The organism is Allobosea sp., assembly GCF_017308015.1.
GTDB lineage: Bacteria > Pseudomonadota > Alphaproteobacteria > Rhizobiales > Beijerinckiaceae > Allobosea.
The window spans coordinates 60836-75711 of the sequence record NZ_JAFKFW010000005.1; the positions used below are offsets into that span (position 1 = coordinate 60836).

The window sequence follows — 14876 nt, forward strand, 5'->3', positions numbered from 1 at the left end:
CCCGTTCCTCTCACAACGTGGCGAGCGTGCGTGCCACCGCTTCGGCCGTCGCCTTGATCTCGACCTCGCCATGCGCGAGCGAGCTCAGACTGTGCAGGGTGTTTGCAGGTGACATGTAGACCCCCTCCTGCATCAGGGTATTGGCGAAAGCCTTGAACTTGGCGCGGTCGACATGCGTGCAGAATTCGCGATAGTCCGTGATTTCATCGCGGTCGGTGAAATAGATCTGGAAGACCGATCCGACGTTCTGGACGATCGCGCGGTGGCGTTTCTGGGCGCCGATCACCTCCCGCAGCGCGTTCGCCATTGCGGTTCCGGAGGCTTGCAATTGCGCGAAGCCGGCCGCCTTGTCCGCGGTCATCACCTCCAGCATGGTCTTGGTGGCGTAGAGCCCGAGCCGCGGCGCATTATGGCTGCCGTAATGGAGGATCTTCCCCCACTCCAGACCTTCCATGATGTGGTCGGGGCCGCAGATCGCCGCGATCGGGAAGCCCTGGCCGAGCGCCTTGCCATAGGTGACGATGTCCGGAGAAAGCCCGTAGCGCTCGACGCAGCCGCCGGCGCCCAGGCGGAAACCAGTCACCGTTTCATCCAGGTAGAATAGCGCGCCATGGGCCTTGCAGATCGACTGGATGAACTGGAGATAGCCCTCCTTCGGCGGAATCACGCCCATATTGGTCATGACGCCTTCGGTGACGACGCAGGCGATATCGCGGCCATGCGCTTCCATAACCCGGGTCAGCGCTGCCTCGTCATTCCACGGCACGACGAGCGTGTCGGCCCAGGAGCCCGCCGTCAGGCCCGAGCTGTCGGGGATGCGGATCGGGTCGTTGGGATGCCCCAGCGAGGTCGGCAATTGCGGATTGCTGTTCAGCAGCACCGCATCGTACCAACCATGGTAGTGCCCCTCGAACTTGAGGATCTTGGAGCGCCCGGTGAGGCCCCGCGCCAGGCGGAACGCGGCCATGCAGGCCTCGGTGCCGGTATTGGCGAAGCGGATCTTCTGTGCGTGCGGCAGCAGACCGACCAGCATCTCGGCGACCTCGACCTCGACCTCCAGAGCCGTGGCGAAATGGGTGCCGTGCACAACCTCGCGCTGGACCGCCTCCACGATCGCCGGATGCGCGTGGCCGAGCGGCAGAGCGCCGAAGGACATCATCCAGTCGATATATTCGTTGCCGTCGACATCACGAAGGCGAGCGCCGGAACCGCTGCGCATATAGGGCGGATAAGGGGCATAATTGGTCGGCCCGCGTGAAGCCGAGCTCACCCCCTCCACCAGCACCTTCATGCCCCGCTCGAAGAGCTGACCCGAAGCCGTATTCCGCAGCATGTCTCGCCTTCCTCACCTTGCAGCCGGCACCGCGCCATCACGCGGTTCGCCTTGACCCTTGTTCTCTACTGTGCTCATTTGTTGACTATAGGAAACAAGCTGATTTGCGTTGTCAAGGCGCCGCGTCGACCGAAAGCGAGAAACGGAATGCAGGTTGTTTGGTCGGCTCAGCAATTGGTGCATCACGGCACGCGGTTCATTCGGTCAGGCCAGATCGTGTCCAGCCCTGAGACCGCCGAACGGGCGACCTTCATCCGCGACGCCGTGGTTCGGCGAGGGCATGAGCTGATCGGGCCGCGCGATCTCGGGCTCGCTCCGATCCTGGCCGTGCATGACGCGGATTTCGTCGCGTTCCTGCAAGCGGCACGCAACGACTGGACCGCGTTCGCGGGAGCGGAGGCTGCGGCCATGCCGAATGTGCACCCGCGCGGCCCAACGGCGCGCCGCCCTTCCGGCCCTGTCGGGCAGCTCGGCTGGTACACCGGCGACATGGCCTGCGAGATTACCGACGGAACCTGGCCGGCCGCCTATGCCGCCGCCCAGGGCGCGGCGACGGCGGCGCAGCTGGTGATCGAGGGCAATGCCACCGTCTACGCCCTGTGTCGGCCACCGGGCCACCATGCCGGCGGCGATCGTGCCATGGGCTTCTGCTATCTCAACAATGCGGCGGTCGCTGCCGAGGAGCTGCGCAGGCACTTCGCGCGCGTCGCCATCCTCGATGTCGACGTTCATCATGGCAACGGCACGCAGGAGATCTTCTACGAGCGTGGCGATGTCTATTTTGCCTCGATCCACGGCGATCCCGACCAATATTATCCGTTCTACTGGGGCTATGCGGATCAGTGCGGCGAAGGCGGGGGCAAAGGCGCGACCCTCAACGTCCCCTTTCCCGTCGGATCGGGCGATGGACCCTTCCTCGAAGCTCTCGCGGCGGCGCTGGATGGCATCCAGGCTTTTGCCCCGCAGGCGCTCGTTCTCTCGCTCGGCGTCGATGCCTCGGTCCATGATCCGCATGGACGACACAAGGTCAGCGATGCCGGCTTCCGGCGCATGGCCGAGATGATCGCACGGCTGAATCTGCCGATGGCGATCGTGCAGGAAGGCGGCTACGCATCCGCCGCGCTCGGCGAGACTGTTGCCGATATTCTCGACATCCTGGGGTGACCATGTCTGCCACGCTTCTCATCGTCTCGCTCGGCGAGCTCGGCACCAATGTGCTCGAAGCGGCGGGACGCAGCGGCCTGTTCGAGCGGATCGTGGTGGCGAGCCGCTCGGTCGAGAAGGCGCGCGCCCGCATCAACAACGCCCTGCTCGGCTGCGGCATCGACGGCTTCTTCCCGCGCTTCGAGGCCGTCGGCTTCGATTTCAACGAGCCGGCCAGCGTCGCGGCCTTGCGCAGCATCGCGCCGGACATCGTCTTCTGCGCGCCGACGCTCCTGCCCTGGTGGAAAGTCGGGGGACTCGATGGCGCGGCGGAGACGCCCGCCGAGAAGGTGCCGTTCGGCGGCTATGTCAGCCTTCAGCTCGCACCGATGGCGATGTTCCGCTCCCGCCTCGCCGAAGCCGGCATCGACACGCACTGGATCGCGGCCTCCTTCCCCGATGTCGTCAATCCCAGCCTCGCACGCAGCGGCCTCGGGCCGTGTTGCGGCATCGGCAATGTCCGCGAGCCCGTCGCCAAGATCCAGGCCCTGCTCGGCGGCAGGCTCGGCGTCGCGCCGGCGCAGGTCGAGGTCCGGCTGGTCGCGCAGCACGCTTTCGAATATGCCGTGTTCCAGGCTGAGCCGGCTGCTGAGTTGCCGCCCTATCTCCTGGAGGTCGTGGTCGACGGCAAGGATTGCACCGCGATGGGCCGCGAGGCCCTGCGCACGCCGTTCCCGTTTCCCTTCGATCTGCATTTCAACCGTATCACCGCCTCCGCAGCTATTGATGCCATGCGGGCATTGCTTCACCCGGCACCGGTGCGCACGCATCTTCCCGGTGTGCTCGGGCTGGTCGGCGGCTATCCCGTGCGCGTCGCGAACGGGCAGATCGACCTCGATCTCGCCGCGCACTGGAGCAAGGCACAGGCCATCGCCATCAACGAGAGCTCGCTGCGCTGGGACGGCGTCGAGTGTATCGAAGCCGACGGGACGATCGTCTTTACCGATGAGACGACCAGGGCGCTGCATATCCTGACAGGCGCCACTATCGCGCAGGTCCACCCCGACAACGCGGCGGAACAGGCGCGGTTCATCATGCGGTTCCTTGTCTGAGCGCCGGTGCCGGATCGCCTGATCCAGCCCGACCGCAGCAGAAACGAAGAAGCGGCCCGGAGGCCGCTTCGTCATCTTTGCGAAAACGGGCAGGCCCGAGCTATGCCGCCCTGTCCGTCAGCCGATTCCAGCCGTCGCGGATCTTGTAGGCGTTGCCGACCACCGGAAGAAACCAGGGACGACCATCATAGGTCGGCAGGGTCCGGAATGGCACGCGGTCGAGCCCCTTGATCACCCCGGGCTGGCCCATAGCCCTGAGCGCTGCCGCATGGCCGAGATAGCTCAACATCATCACGCCGCTGCCGTTGCAGCCGCAGGCATAGTGCACGCCCTCGTGCACGCCGACATGTGGCAGCCAGTCGAAGGCCAGCGCGAAATTGCCGTACCAGGCATGGCTCAGCTTCGTCTTGGCCAACTCGGGAAAGACGTTCGTCATGAAGCCGTGCAGGCGCATCGCGGCCGTGCGGGCGCCATCGTCGCTGAAGCTGGCGCGGCCGCCGAACAGAATCCGCTGCCGGTCCGGCGAGGTGCGGAAGTAATATAGGATGCGCTTGGTGTCGGCGACGGGTCTCCCGCCCGGGATCAGGGCCTCGGCGAGGCCGGGCGCCAGAGGCTCGGTCGCGATCATGTAGCTGCGCGCCGGAATCAGACGGCGCCTGATCCAGGTCGCAGCCTGATCGGTATAGCCGTTGGTGGCGAGGATGACCTGCCGCGCCCTGATATCCGCCCCCGGGAACCGGACGAGGAAGCCGGCGCCGTCACGGATGATCGCCTGCACGGGCAGGCGCGAGAACAGTTTGGCCCCGGCGGAAACCGCGGCCCGGCGCAAGCCGGCATGATAGCGCGCCGGATGCAGTTGCCCGCCGTCGAAATAGAGATAGCCGCCATGGTAGAGTGAGGTCTTCACTTCGCTCGCCAGTTCCGATGGCGGAACCACGGCTCCGATCACCCGGCCGGCGGCCTTGGCCTTCTCGTGCCGGAGCTGCTGGGCCAGATGGTCGCGCCGGGTATGAGCGCCAAAGAAGAAACCAGTCCATTGATAGTCGCAATCGATCCCCAGCGCGGCGATGCGTTCCGCAAGGAAAGTCCGGCCCGCGGTAAAATCAGCGAGAACCCCGCGTGCCACGTCTTCGCCGAAGCGCCTGCTGAGCTCGCTGGTCGCGACCTTGCTTTCCGCCCGGATCTGGCCGCCATTGCGGGTGCTCGCAGCCTCGCCGATCAGGCGCGCATCGACGACGGCCACATCGCAGCCGGCACCGGCCAGCGTGATCGCGGCGTTCAACCCTGTCAGACCGGCACCGATGACTAGGAAGTCGACATCCCGCAGCTCGGAATGCGGACGCCCCTCCTCCGGCGCCGCCGCCTCCCACCAATAGGGCGTCTCGACAAATCCATCACTGAAGACCGTCATCCTTCGCCAGCCTCTCGCGAGGCCCTCCTGAAACGGCGCACCTCCGCGACGCCGCGGGAAGCGGCAACGACCGAGGCGCAAGCCGGTGGCACGTGTAAGAAGATCGGATATCCCGTCGCGGCACCCGCATGAGAAAGGCTATCGAGCGCATGCGATGAGCGGCAAATGATATTGTCTCATTCGATGGATGAGCACCCACGCCGGCATCTCGCGCAGCCCAAGACTCAGGCCCGGTGGATCACGAAGGACTTGCGGGTGGTCTCGACCACCTGCCAGAGCCCACTGAAGCCGGGGCGGATGATGAAAGCATCACCCGCCCGCACGGTACGCGCGGCACCGCCATCCTCGGTGACGACCGAGAGACCGGAGAGGATGGAGCAGAATTCCCATTTGTCGTAGGTGACGCGCCAGGTGCCCGGCGTCGCCTCCCAGACGCCGGAGGTAAGGCTGCCGCCCGCATGCCTTTCCATCATCCAGGCTCTCGCCTTCGGCGCGCCCTCGACGACGCGTTCCCTGGAGATCTCGATTGCAACCGGCTCAACGCCGGCAATGTCGATCGGCAAGAACAAGGGCATCATGTCGGTGATCTCCCGGTAAGGACGCCCCCTGCTTCGATGGCGTCTCCAGTGTTCGTCTGGCGATCAGGCCGGCACCGCCACGGGCCTGGGGGTCTTCGGCGCCCCCGGCGGGCTGCCCGACGAGGCCAGGCTTTCAATCGCGGCCGGCAGGCCGTCCCGGCCGCAGCGCAAGCCGAGATCGCGCAAGGTCAGCTCGACCGCAGCTAGGCAGCCCAGGATCATCGGCTCGTTGAGATCGCCGAGATGGCCGATACGGAATGCACGGCCGGCGAGCGCACCGAGGCCGCCACCCAACGCCACGCCGCGGCACTCCCTCGCGTGCTCGCGAATCCGTCCGCTGTCGAACCCGCTCGGCGTCAAGATCGTGGTGACTGAGGTCGAGCGCTCGTCCGGCCGGAGGGCGTTCACGCAGAGATCGCCCGCCACCCCCCAGGCCTCGACCGCGCGCCAGACGGCACGCGCGAGTCGGGCATGGCGATGCTGCACCGCGACAAGCCCCTCCTCGCGCAACATGTTCAGGGCGGCCTGCAAGGCGAACAGGCCATGCTCCGGCGCCGTACCGCAAAAGCGGCGATATCCTTCCACGCCCGCCCGATACTCCCAATCCCAATAATGACGTGGTCGAGAGACGCTCACGGCAGCCGCCCGCGCACGCGGATTGGCGGCGATGAAGGCCAGGCCTGGTGGCCCCATCAAGGCCTTCTGCGAAGCCCCGATCGCCACGTCGACGCCCCATTCGTCCATGCGGAACGGCGCAGCCCCCAGCGAAGCCACGACATCCGCCACGAGCAGGGCCGGGTGCCGCGCGGCATCGATAGCGGCCCGCAGGGCACGAATGTCGCTGGCGACGCCGGTCGCGGTGTCGGCGTGAACGACGAGAACGGCCTTGATCCGACCGGCACCGTCACCCCGCAACGTGGCTTCGAGCCGATCCGGATCGATGGCACGCCTGATATCGCCGGGCATGATCTGCGTATCGATGCCGAGCATGCGGGCGTGAGAGGCCCAGCTTTCGGAGAAATATCCCGTCTCCGGGACAAGTGCAGTCTCTCCGGGCGCGAAGATGTTGCTCAACGCGGCTTCCCAGCCGCCATGTCCGTTGGCCGCATAGATGAACACGTCGCCGGCGGTAGCGAAAGCCAGCTTGAGATCGTCGAGGCAGGACTGGACGATCTCCGCGAGTTGCGGATCGCTCAGATCGAGGGGTTGCCGGTGCATGGCATTCAGCACGCGGTCAGGAATTGCGCTCGGCCCCGGTGTATGCAGGAACTGCCGGCCTGGCTGATGCATGACAAACTCGCGATCGAATGAATGCGTTTGGCGAGTTAGAATTCATCCGGACAGCGGCAACAAATTATATTTTCTCAGGCGTTGAATGAATTTATAGAATTCATGAAATCTACGAAAGAATTCATCATAGATTCATCAATTACTTCAAAAATCATCTTCCATACGGCTTATCGTCAATGGAATTCATATCTCTTGGTGACGCGTCACTCTGCCCAGCGCGCCGGACGCGGTCAGGCCTACCGCTTGCGCCCTCGGCCAGAGGAGACCGGCCTTCGCAACATCGCGCGGCAAGCGGATGTGCGGCAGAATCGGCTATAGGGAGCTTGGCGGTTACGAGGGCAAGCGGAAGGCTGTCCGCAGCACGGAAAAGATGGCCTTCCGGCCCGGCGTGATCCGGCCATGACTGTCGGATAGGCCGAGATAAGCGGCCGGCACGGTGCTGGCCATCGCGAGCGCCTCAGCCAGGGTCGCGCCGCCATGACGATGCGCATTTAGGATCGCCGTGTTCATGTCGAGATGAGCCCCCGCGAGCCGCCCCTCGGCATTGACCAGACGCCCTTCTCTAGCGCGGATGGTCTCGCCGAACAGCACGAAGGCGTCGCGCCTCGCGCCGATCGTCGCCATCGCATCGGTGACCAGCATCATCCGCTGCGGCCCGATAGCGCGGAAAGCCGCCTGAAAGGAGGGCCAGGCGACGTGGTGGCCATCGGCGATGATACCAGCAGACAACCCTGGATCGGACATCGCGGCGCCGACCATGCCCGGCTCGCGCGAGCCGAGCTGCGACATCGCGTTGAACAGGTGAGTGACGCCCGAGAGGCCTTCGGCTCGGGCGCGCGTCATATCCTCGGCGCTCGCATTGCTGTGGCCCGCACAGACCCTGACGCCGCGCTCGACCAGCGCGCGGATGAAGCCGGGCGGAACGACTTCAGGAGCCAATGTCACCAGGGTCACGCCAGTCGGCCCGAGCGACGCCAGCAGATCGATATCCGCGGGTTCCGGACGCAGCAGATTGCCCAGCGGGTGCGCCCCGTTGCGCGCGGGATTGATGAAAGGACCTTCGATATGCACGCCGAGGACACCGGGCACGCCCTGCGCGATTGCCTCCCGCGCCGCAGCGATCGCCCGGGCGATATCGGCGCGGCTGGCACTGATCAGCGTCGGCAGCAGGAAGCGCGTGCCAAACCGGGCATGGGCAGCGCAGATCGTGGCGATGCCTTCGGCCGAGAGGCTGTCGTTCAGCATCACACCGCCACCACCATTGACCTGGATGTCGATGAAGCCGGGCGCCAGCACGGCATCGTCCGGCAGGTCCTCGACCGCGCAATCGGCTGTGGCATCGGCCGGAAGCATCGCGCTGACGACACCGTCCTCGGCGACGACGAGCCGATCGTTCAGGATTTCAGCGCCATCGAACAGGCGTTTCGCGCGCCAGGCTTGCCGGGCGGCCGCCATCAGAGCGTCTCCGTAACCTTGAGCAGCCCTGGCGGGCGATCGACGTCGCGGCCGAGCCGGGCCGCCTCCGCTTCCAGCGCGCGATAGACCGGCACCAAGAGCGCGATCGCGTCGAGCGCCGGTTCGCCCGGTCCGAGACCCCGCAGGCTCGGCTGTGGCCCGGAACCCGAGAAGACCGGGCTGCCTCCCTGGCCAAGCGTCCCCAGCGCCTCCTCGATGCTGTCGGACACCTCGCCCCCGGCATTGAGGCCGAGCACCGGGTGCTCGGCGCGGATCGCCGCCCTGGGACCATGCAGCACTTCCGCGGAGCTATAGGCCAACACCGGCACGCCCAATACTTCCGCAGCCTTGAGCGCCGCCTCCCGGGCCGGGCCAAGACTGAGCCCGCGCCCGATCACGAAGCCGGCAGGCGCGCCGGACAGGCGTCGTGCCCAGGGCGACCAGTCGAGGGTAAGCGCCTGCGCCAGTCGCTCGGGCGCAGCTTCCGCCGCGGTGACGAGCGCCTGGTCTTCAGCAAGTGCCGCGACCAGCAGCAGACCTGCGAGCATGGTGTTCACCACCGTCTTCGTCGCCGCGACCGCGAGTTCCGGCCCTGCGGCGATCGGAATGACATGGCGGCAGGCACGAGCGGCGGGCGAAGCCGCATCGTTGACGATGGCGATGGTCTGCGCTCCGGCCGCGGTCGCCTGCTCGGCCGCAGCGACAAGGTCCGGGCTGCGGCCGGATTGCGAGATCAGGATGTAGAGCGCTCCCCCGAGGCGCGGACTTGCACCGTAACGGGTCACCACCGAGGGAGCCGCGGGCGCAGCACTCAGACCGAGGCGGGTTTCGATCAGGTAACGCAGATAGGTGCCGGCATGGCCGGAGCTGCCGCGGCCGCTGACCACCGCATGGCTGACGCTCGTCAGGTCGATCGCCGCTGCGACCTGCGCGATCGCCTGCCGTCCATCTCGCGACAGACGTGCCGCGGCCTGTGGAATCTCCGCCACCTCGGCCGACATGAGTGACACGGCGCGATCGGAATGGCTCACGATTGTGGTCCCATGGCTTCGCCCTTGAGGGTCGCGACGAAATCATAGCGATCGCCGCGATAGGCGGAGACCGTGAACTCGACCGGCTTGCCATTGGCGAGGAAAGCGCGCCGCTCGATCCTGAGCAGGGCACTGCCGGCCGGGACACCGAGATGCCGGGCCTCCTCGACAGTGGCGAGGCCGGCATGGATGCGTTGGACACCGTGCGCCGGCACCGCACCACGCTGGGCGAGAGCCGCGTAGAGCGACATCTCGACCAGATCGGGAGACGGCAGGATGCTGGCGGGCACGACCGCGCATTCGATCGCGAGTGGCTCGCCATCGGCGGTCCTGACGCGGCTGAGGCGCACGACGCCATCGCCCGGGCCGAGACCGAGCGCCATCGATTCCTGCGGCTTGGGGCGAGTCAATTCGCGCGATAGCCAGATCGAACCGGGCCGGCCGCCGCGATTCTCGATATCGGTCGAGAAGCTCGCCAGAACCGAGAGCGGCTGCTCGATGCGCGAAGCGACGAAAGTGCCCGAGCCGTGGCGGCGTGACAGGGCGCCGCTGCGGATGAGCTCGTCGATGGCGTTGCGCACGGTGACCCGTGCATAGCCGGTGAGTTGCGCCAGATCGCGCTCGGAGGGCACGGCATCGCCCGGCTGGAAGACATCGCTTTCGATCAGCCGCGCCAGCGCGCCGGCAAGCCTGAGATAGCGCGGTGTCGGGTCGTCACCGGCCAGCGCCTGCAGGATCGCCTGCTGCTTGGCCGGCATTGCCTCGGTCGCAGCCCCCGCCGCGGCCTCGCGCGGAGGCCGCGAGCCACGTCCGGGAGAGGCCTCGCTCACGGCGCCGCCTTGGAAGCGGTCGTGGCCTTGCCCGTCGCCCCTGAGCCAAGCTCGACGAGGGCGTGCCGCAGATTGCCGTGATGACGGCCGAGCAGGGTTTCGGCGAGAACGGCATCGGCGCCGCTGGCCAGCAGCACCGCGCGCTTGACGTCGCCACGGGCGCGGTCGAGGTGACGAGTCGCTGCTTCCATGCCGCAGCCTGTGATCATGTCGACCATCTCGGCAGCGCGGTGCCTGAGCTTGGCATTGGTCGCGCGCATGTGGACCATCAGCCCGCGATAGACACGGCCCAACCGGATCATCAGCAGGGTTGAGAACAGGTTGAGCACGATCTTTTGCGCCGTGCCGGCCTTCATCCGCGTCGACCCGGCGACGACCTCCTCGCCGGTCTCGATGAGGATGCCGAGATCGGCGGTGCGCAGCAGCGCCGAGCCGCGGTTGTTGGCGACGCCGAGCGTCAGCGCACCGCGCGCCTTGGCCTCGCCGATCGCCGCGAGCGTATACGGCGTGCGGCCGCTGGCGGCGAGACCGATGACGACGTCATTTGCGCCGATATCGGCGCGGCGCATCGCCTCCGTGCCGTCATCGACCGAATCTTCGGCATTCTCGACCGCATGCAGGATCGCCTCGTCGCCACCGGCGATGGCGAAGCCCAGGCGCTCTTCCGGCCAGTCGAAGGTCGGGGTCAGTTCGGCGCCGTCCTGCACGCCGATGCGCCCGGAGGTGCCCGCGCCGGCATAGATCAGGCGCCCGCCGGCCTCGAGCCGCGGCACGGCTGCGGCGACGGCTTCCGCGATCGCCGGCAGCGAGGTCGCGATCGCGGCCACCGCCGCCAGCTGCCCCTCGTAGAGCGCCTTCAGAATATCGAGATCGCCCCAGGCATCGAGATCCTGAAAGCGTGCGCTGACATCTTCCGTCGCCATGAACCGCCTCTTGTGACCAGACCAAATTAAGTCCACTTTAGCCCAGTAGCAAGCCGGAAGCGGACAGGGAAGCCATGTCGCAGCCAGAACCGCAGATTTCCCTCCCGGCCCGCGCCGCTCGCCTCACGGCCGCTGCCCCGCCCTTCCTGCTCGGTCTCGCCGGCATTGCCCTGCTGACGGCCATGGACGGCGTCGTGAAGGAACTTTCGCCGCGCTACAGCGCCCCGCATCTCACCTTCCTGCGCTTCGGCGTGACGGCGGCGCTGGGCGCCCTGCTGTTCCTTGCGCTGCGCGCGCCGCTGCCGGATCGCGGTGTCATCACCGGCAACCTGCTGCGTGGCGTCATGGTCGCGCTGTCGACGCTCGGCTTCTTCTACGGGCTCGCCGTGCTGCCGCTGGCGGAGGTTTTCATCATCTCCTTCATCGCGCCGCTGCTGGTCGCACTGATCGCCATTCCGCTGCTTGGCGAACGGCCGAAGCCGATGGTCTATCTCGCCTTGGCGCTCGGCCTCGCCGGCGTGATGGTCACGGCCGGCGGCTTCAGCCTCAGGGCGATCGCACCGGAGCGCGCGCTTGGGATCGCGGCCGTGCTCGGTTGCGCCGTGGCCTATGCGCTTTCCGTCGTGCTGCTGCGCCAGCGGGCCAAGCGCGGCGATCCGCCTTTGACGATTGCGCTGTTCCAGTCGGCGATCCCGGCTGCGATCCTCGCCTTGCCGGCGGCTTTATTCTGGGCGCCGGTCGCATCGGCCGATTGGCCGGCCTTCATCCTGATTGGCGCGCTGGGCCTCGCCGGCCATGTCGCGCTGGCGCTCGCCTTCGCCCGCGGCGAGGCGAGCCGGCTGGTCGCGGTCGAATATACCGGGCTGATCTGGGCGATCCTGATTGGGCTCGTCTTCTTCGCAGAGATGCCGACGCCGCAGGCCATGCTCGGCGCCGCCTTGATCATCGGCGCCTGCTGGCTGCTCAGGCGTTAAGTCGGGAGATTGAGGCGTCCGCCGGTCAGCGGCTGCGGCACGCCGGTCGTGCCGGGCAGGCTAAGGGGCAGGCCTTTCACCGAGCGAATCGCGAGATAGCCGAAGGTCTGCGCCTCGATGACGTCGCCGGCCCAGTTCGCCGCCTCGACCGGCTCGACGGGCACGCCGAGACGCTCGCGCAGGCGGCGCATGAAATGACCGTTCAGGCGTCCGCCGCCGGTCACCAGCCAGCGCCGCGGCGCCTTCGGCACATGCCGGAGCGCATCGACCACGCTTTCCACCGTGAAGGCCGCGAGCGTCGCGGCTCCATCGGCATCGGAGAGCGCTTCGACCACCTGTGCGCGGCGGTGGAAATCGTTGCGGTCCAGCGACTTGGGCGCCGGACGGTCGAAATAGGGGTTGACCATGAAGTCGGCGACGAGATCCTCACGGACCTTGCCGCTGGCCGCAAGCGTGCCGTCGGCGTCATAGGTCTTGCCGAGGCGGCGCAGGACGAAATCGTCGAGGATGGCGCTGGCCGGGCCGGTATCGAAGGCGATCACCTCGTCGCCGTCGATATAGGTGACATTGCCGACGCCGCCGAGATTCAACACCATTACCGGCTGCTCCAGCCCCTGGGCCAGCGCGCGATGATAGAGCGGCGCGAAGGGCGCGCCTTCGCCGCCGGCCTCGACATCGGCATGGCGGAAGCGGTCGACCGTCGGGATGCCGAGCGCCTGTGCCACCGCTGGCCCGTCGATGAGCTGGCGCGTGAAGCGGATCTCGGGGCGGTGATAGACGGTCTGGCCGTGCAGGCCGACGAGATCGACGCTCTCCGGCTCGATGTTCTGCTCGGCCATGAAACGCTTGATTGCGTCGAGATGGGCGGCGGTAACGGCGGCTTCGAGTTCGACCAGCGGCTCGGTGACGGCGCGCTCGGCCTCGGCGACGAGCGCCTGCAACTGTCGGCGGGTCTCGGGCGGGTAGGGGTAGCCGGCACCGGCGCCGAAGCGGAGCTGTCCACGCCCGTCGCTTTCGACGATCGAGACGTCGATCGCGTCCATCGAGGTTCCGCTGATCACGCCGATCGCGGTCAATACGGGCTTGTCGAGGTCACGCATCGTCATTCCGCCCCTGCAAACCCCCGAAGTCGCTGCTTCGAGGCTTGCACCGGCTCTAGGCGATCGGCTAAGCCTTGTCCAGATTGGTCCCTAAGTGGTCCATATGCGATCCAATTCATGCGAGCGCCGGAACAGGCGCCGCTGTCACATCAGGAGGGGTTGTCATGCTTCGTGTCGTGAAACAGGGTTCCAGGCTCCGCCGCAGCTTGCGCTGCAGCGTCGCCGCGGCTGCCTTCGCGCTGCTCGCGGGCACGGCTTCGGCGCAGGTGCTGGAGGTTGCCGTCGAAGCGTCGCCCGCCGGCCTCGACCCGCATATCGTCACGGCCTTCGCCTCCTCCCAGATCGTGCTCGGCCCGATCTACGAGGGCCTCACCGCGCTCGACAAGGACCTCAACATCATTCCGGGGCTCGCCCAGTCCTGGACCGCCTCGGCCGACGGCAAGACGGTGACCTTCAAGCTGCGTTCCGGCGTCACCTTCCATGACGGCAAGCCGATGGAGGCGGAAGACGTCGCCTCGTCGCTGCGCCGTGTCCTGTCGAAGGATGTCGGCTCGCCGCTCGCCAGCCGCCTTTCCGCCATGGAAAGCGCGACCGCCGTCGATGCGACCACGCTGGAACTGAAGCTCAAGGAGCCCTCGGCGCCGCTGCTCGCCTCGCTCACCGGCATCGCCATCGTGCCGCGCGGCCTCGAGGGCAACAAGGACGCACTGCAGCGCGCGCCTGTCGGCACCGGCCCGTTCAAGTTCGAGGAATGGCAGCCGAACGGCTTCATCCGCCTGGCCAAGCATGCCGGCTACTGGAATGCCGCGGAGGTCAAGCTCGCGGGCGTGAAGTTCAATTTCGTGCCGGAAGCCGCAACGCGACAGGTCGGCATCGGCAACGGCCAGTTCGCGCTGCTGCCGCATATCGATGCGGCGACCGCGCTCCAGCTCAGGGGCAAGCCGAACATCGCGATGCAGGAGACGACCGAGCTCGCCTACACGCTGATCGGTATGAACACCTCGAAGCCGCCCTTCGACAATGTGAAGGTGCGCGAGGCGCTGAACTACGCGCTGAACCGCAAGGAGATCATCGACGCGGCGTTGTTCGGCAGCGGTACCCCGGCGGCGCCGCTCCCGGCCGTGCTGAAGGACTGGGCCGTCGATGTGAAGGACCTGCCCTGCTACGCTTATGATCCGGCCAAGGCGCAGGCGCTGCTGAAGGAGGCCGGCGTCGCGACCCCGGTCACGGTCAGCATGACCGTGCTGCCGCGCCAGGACATCCGCGACATCGCGCAGGTCGTGCAGCAGCAGCTCGGCAAGGCCGGCTTCAAGGTCGAGCTGAAGAATCCCGAGCTCGGCCAGTTCGTGCAGGACTGGCGCAACTCGAATTTCGACCTCTTCGCCTCGACCAATGCCGGCAGCATCGAGCCGGACGATTATTTCTACCGCGCCTTCCGCACCGGCGGCTCGACCAACGTGTTCAAGTACAGCAATCCCGAGCTCGACACGCTGCTCGACAAGGGCCGCGCGACGCTGGACAAGCCGGCGCGCCAGGCCGCCTATCGCGACGCGCAGAAGATCCTGGGCTGCACCGGGCCGGCGGCGCACATCGCCTACCCCACGCTGTTCAGCGCGGTGCGCAGCAACCTGCAAGGCTACGACATCTACGCCAACCGCTCGCTGGTCTCTCTCGGCCGCGCCAGCCTGCGCTGACC

13 protein-coding genes are annotated in these 14876 nt (G+C 67.0%); 4 read left to right on the forward strand and 9 right to left on the reverse strand.

Going from position 1 to position 14876, the window contains the following annotated elements; genetic code table 11:
- Positions 1 to 10 precede the first annotated feature (10 nt).
- Positions 11 to 1333 (reverse strand): aspartate aminotransferase family protein, encoded by a 1323-nt coding sequence (locus J0I42_RS05870; RefSeq protein WP_291653710.1) that lies wholly within the window; start codon positions 1331 to 1333, stop codon positions 11 to 13.
- 216 nt (positions 1334 to 1549) lie between these two features.
- Here J0I42_RS05870 and J0I42_RS05875 point away from each other — a divergent pair, with 216 nt between their 5' ends.
- Both J0I42_RS05875 and J0I42_RS05880 read left to right on the forward strand, forming a co-directional pair.
- Positions 1550 to 2497: a histone deacetylase family protein gene (locus J0I42_RS05875; RefSeq protein WP_291653712.1), complete on the forward strand. Its 948-nt coding sequence runs from the start codon at positions 1550 to 1552 to the stop codon at positions 2495 to 2497.
- A 2-nt stretch (positions 2498 to 2499) separates the two neighbouring features.
- Positions 2500 to 3588 carry a hypothetical protein gene (locus J0I42_RS05880; protein ID WP_291653714.1) on the forward strand — a complete coding sequence of 363 codons (1089 nt, stop codon included), beginning with the start codon at positions 2500 to 2502 and terminating at the stop codon, positions 3586 to 3588.
- A 100-nt stretch (positions 3589 to 3688) separates the two neighbouring features.
- On the opposite strand, the gene J0I42_RS05885 is transcribed toward J0I42_RS05880, so the two are convergent.
- The 7 genes from J0I42_RS05885 to J0I42_RS05915 form a co-directional block, all read right to left on the reverse strand.
- Entirely contained in the window at positions 3689 to 4999 is a 1311-nt protein-coding gene (locus J0I42_RS05885) for an NAD(P)/FAD-dependent oxidoreductase (RefSeq protein ID WP_291653715.1), read from the reverse strand.
- 224 nt (positions 5000 to 5223) lie between these two features.
- Positions 5224 to 5577 (reverse strand): cupin domain-containing protein, encoded by a 354-nt coding sequence (locus J0I42_RS05890; protein WP_465247643.1) that lies wholly within the window; start codon positions 5575 to 5577, stop codon positions 5224 to 5226.
- A 63-nt stretch (positions 5578 to 5640) separates the two neighbouring features.
- A complete protein-coding gene (locus J0I42_RS05895) occupies positions 5641 to 6795 on the reverse strand; it encodes a pyridoxal-phosphate-dependent aminotransferase family protein (protein WP_291653717.1) in 1155 nt (384 codons plus the stop codon).
- 402 nt (positions 6796 to 7197) lie between these two features.
- Entirely contained in the window at positions 7198 to 8322 is a 1125-nt protein-coding gene (gene nagA, locus J0I42_RS05900) for an N-acetylglucosamine-6-phosphate deacetylase (RefSeq protein ID WP_291653719.1), read from the reverse strand.
- A complete protein-coding gene (locus tag J0I42_RS05905) occupies positions 8322 to 9353 on the reverse strand; it encodes an SIS domain-containing protein (protein ID WP_366509800.1) in 1032 nt (343 codons plus the stop codon). The genes nagA and J0I42_RS05905 overlap by 1 nt, the downstream gene beginning before the upstream one ends.
- The gene (locus J0I42_RS05910) at positions 9350 to 10183 is read right to left on the reverse strand and encodes a GntR family transcriptional regulator (RefSeq protein ID WP_291653721.1); all 834 of its coding nucleotides are present in this window, start codon (positions 10181 to 10183) and stop codon (positions 9350 to 9352) included. Before J0I42_RS05910 ends, J0I42_RS05905 begins: the two co-directional genes overlap by 4 nt.
- Positions 10180 to 11106, reverse strand: a complete 927-nt coding sequence (locus J0I42_RS05915) for an N-acetylmuramic acid 6-phosphate etherase (protein ID WP_291653723.1) — start codon at positions 11104 to 11106, stop codon at positions 10180 to 10182. The genes J0I42_RS05910 and J0I42_RS05915 overlap by 4 nt, the downstream gene beginning before the upstream one ends.
- Positions 11107 to 11180: 74 nt before the next feature.
- Here J0I42_RS05915 and J0I42_RS05920 point away from each other — a divergent pair, with 74 nt between their 5' ends.
- Entirely contained in the window at positions 11181 to 12080 is a 900-nt protein-coding gene (locus tag J0I42_RS05920) for a DMT family transporter (RefSeq protein WP_291653724.1), read from the forward strand.
- Here the strand turns inward: J0I42_RS05920 and J0I42_RS05925 are convergent.
- Complete coding sequence (locus tag J0I42_RS05925; RefSeq protein ID WP_291653726.1) at positions 12077 to 13186, reverse strand: anhydro-N-acetylmuramic acid kinase; 1110 nt, start codon at positions 13184 to 13186, stop codon at positions 12077 to 12079. The two genes, J0I42_RS05920 and J0I42_RS05925, sit on opposite strands and share 4 nt — an antisense overlap.
- A 158-nt stretch (positions 13187 to 13344) precedes the next feature.
- Between J0I42_RS05925 and J0I42_RS05930 the strand changes: the two genes are divergently transcribed.
- Entirely contained in the window at positions 13345 to 14874 is a 1530-nt protein-coding gene (locus J0I42_RS05930; RefSeq protein WP_291653727.1) for an ABC transporter substrate-binding protein, read from the forward strand.
- Positions 14875 to 14876 lie beyond the last annotated feature (2 nt).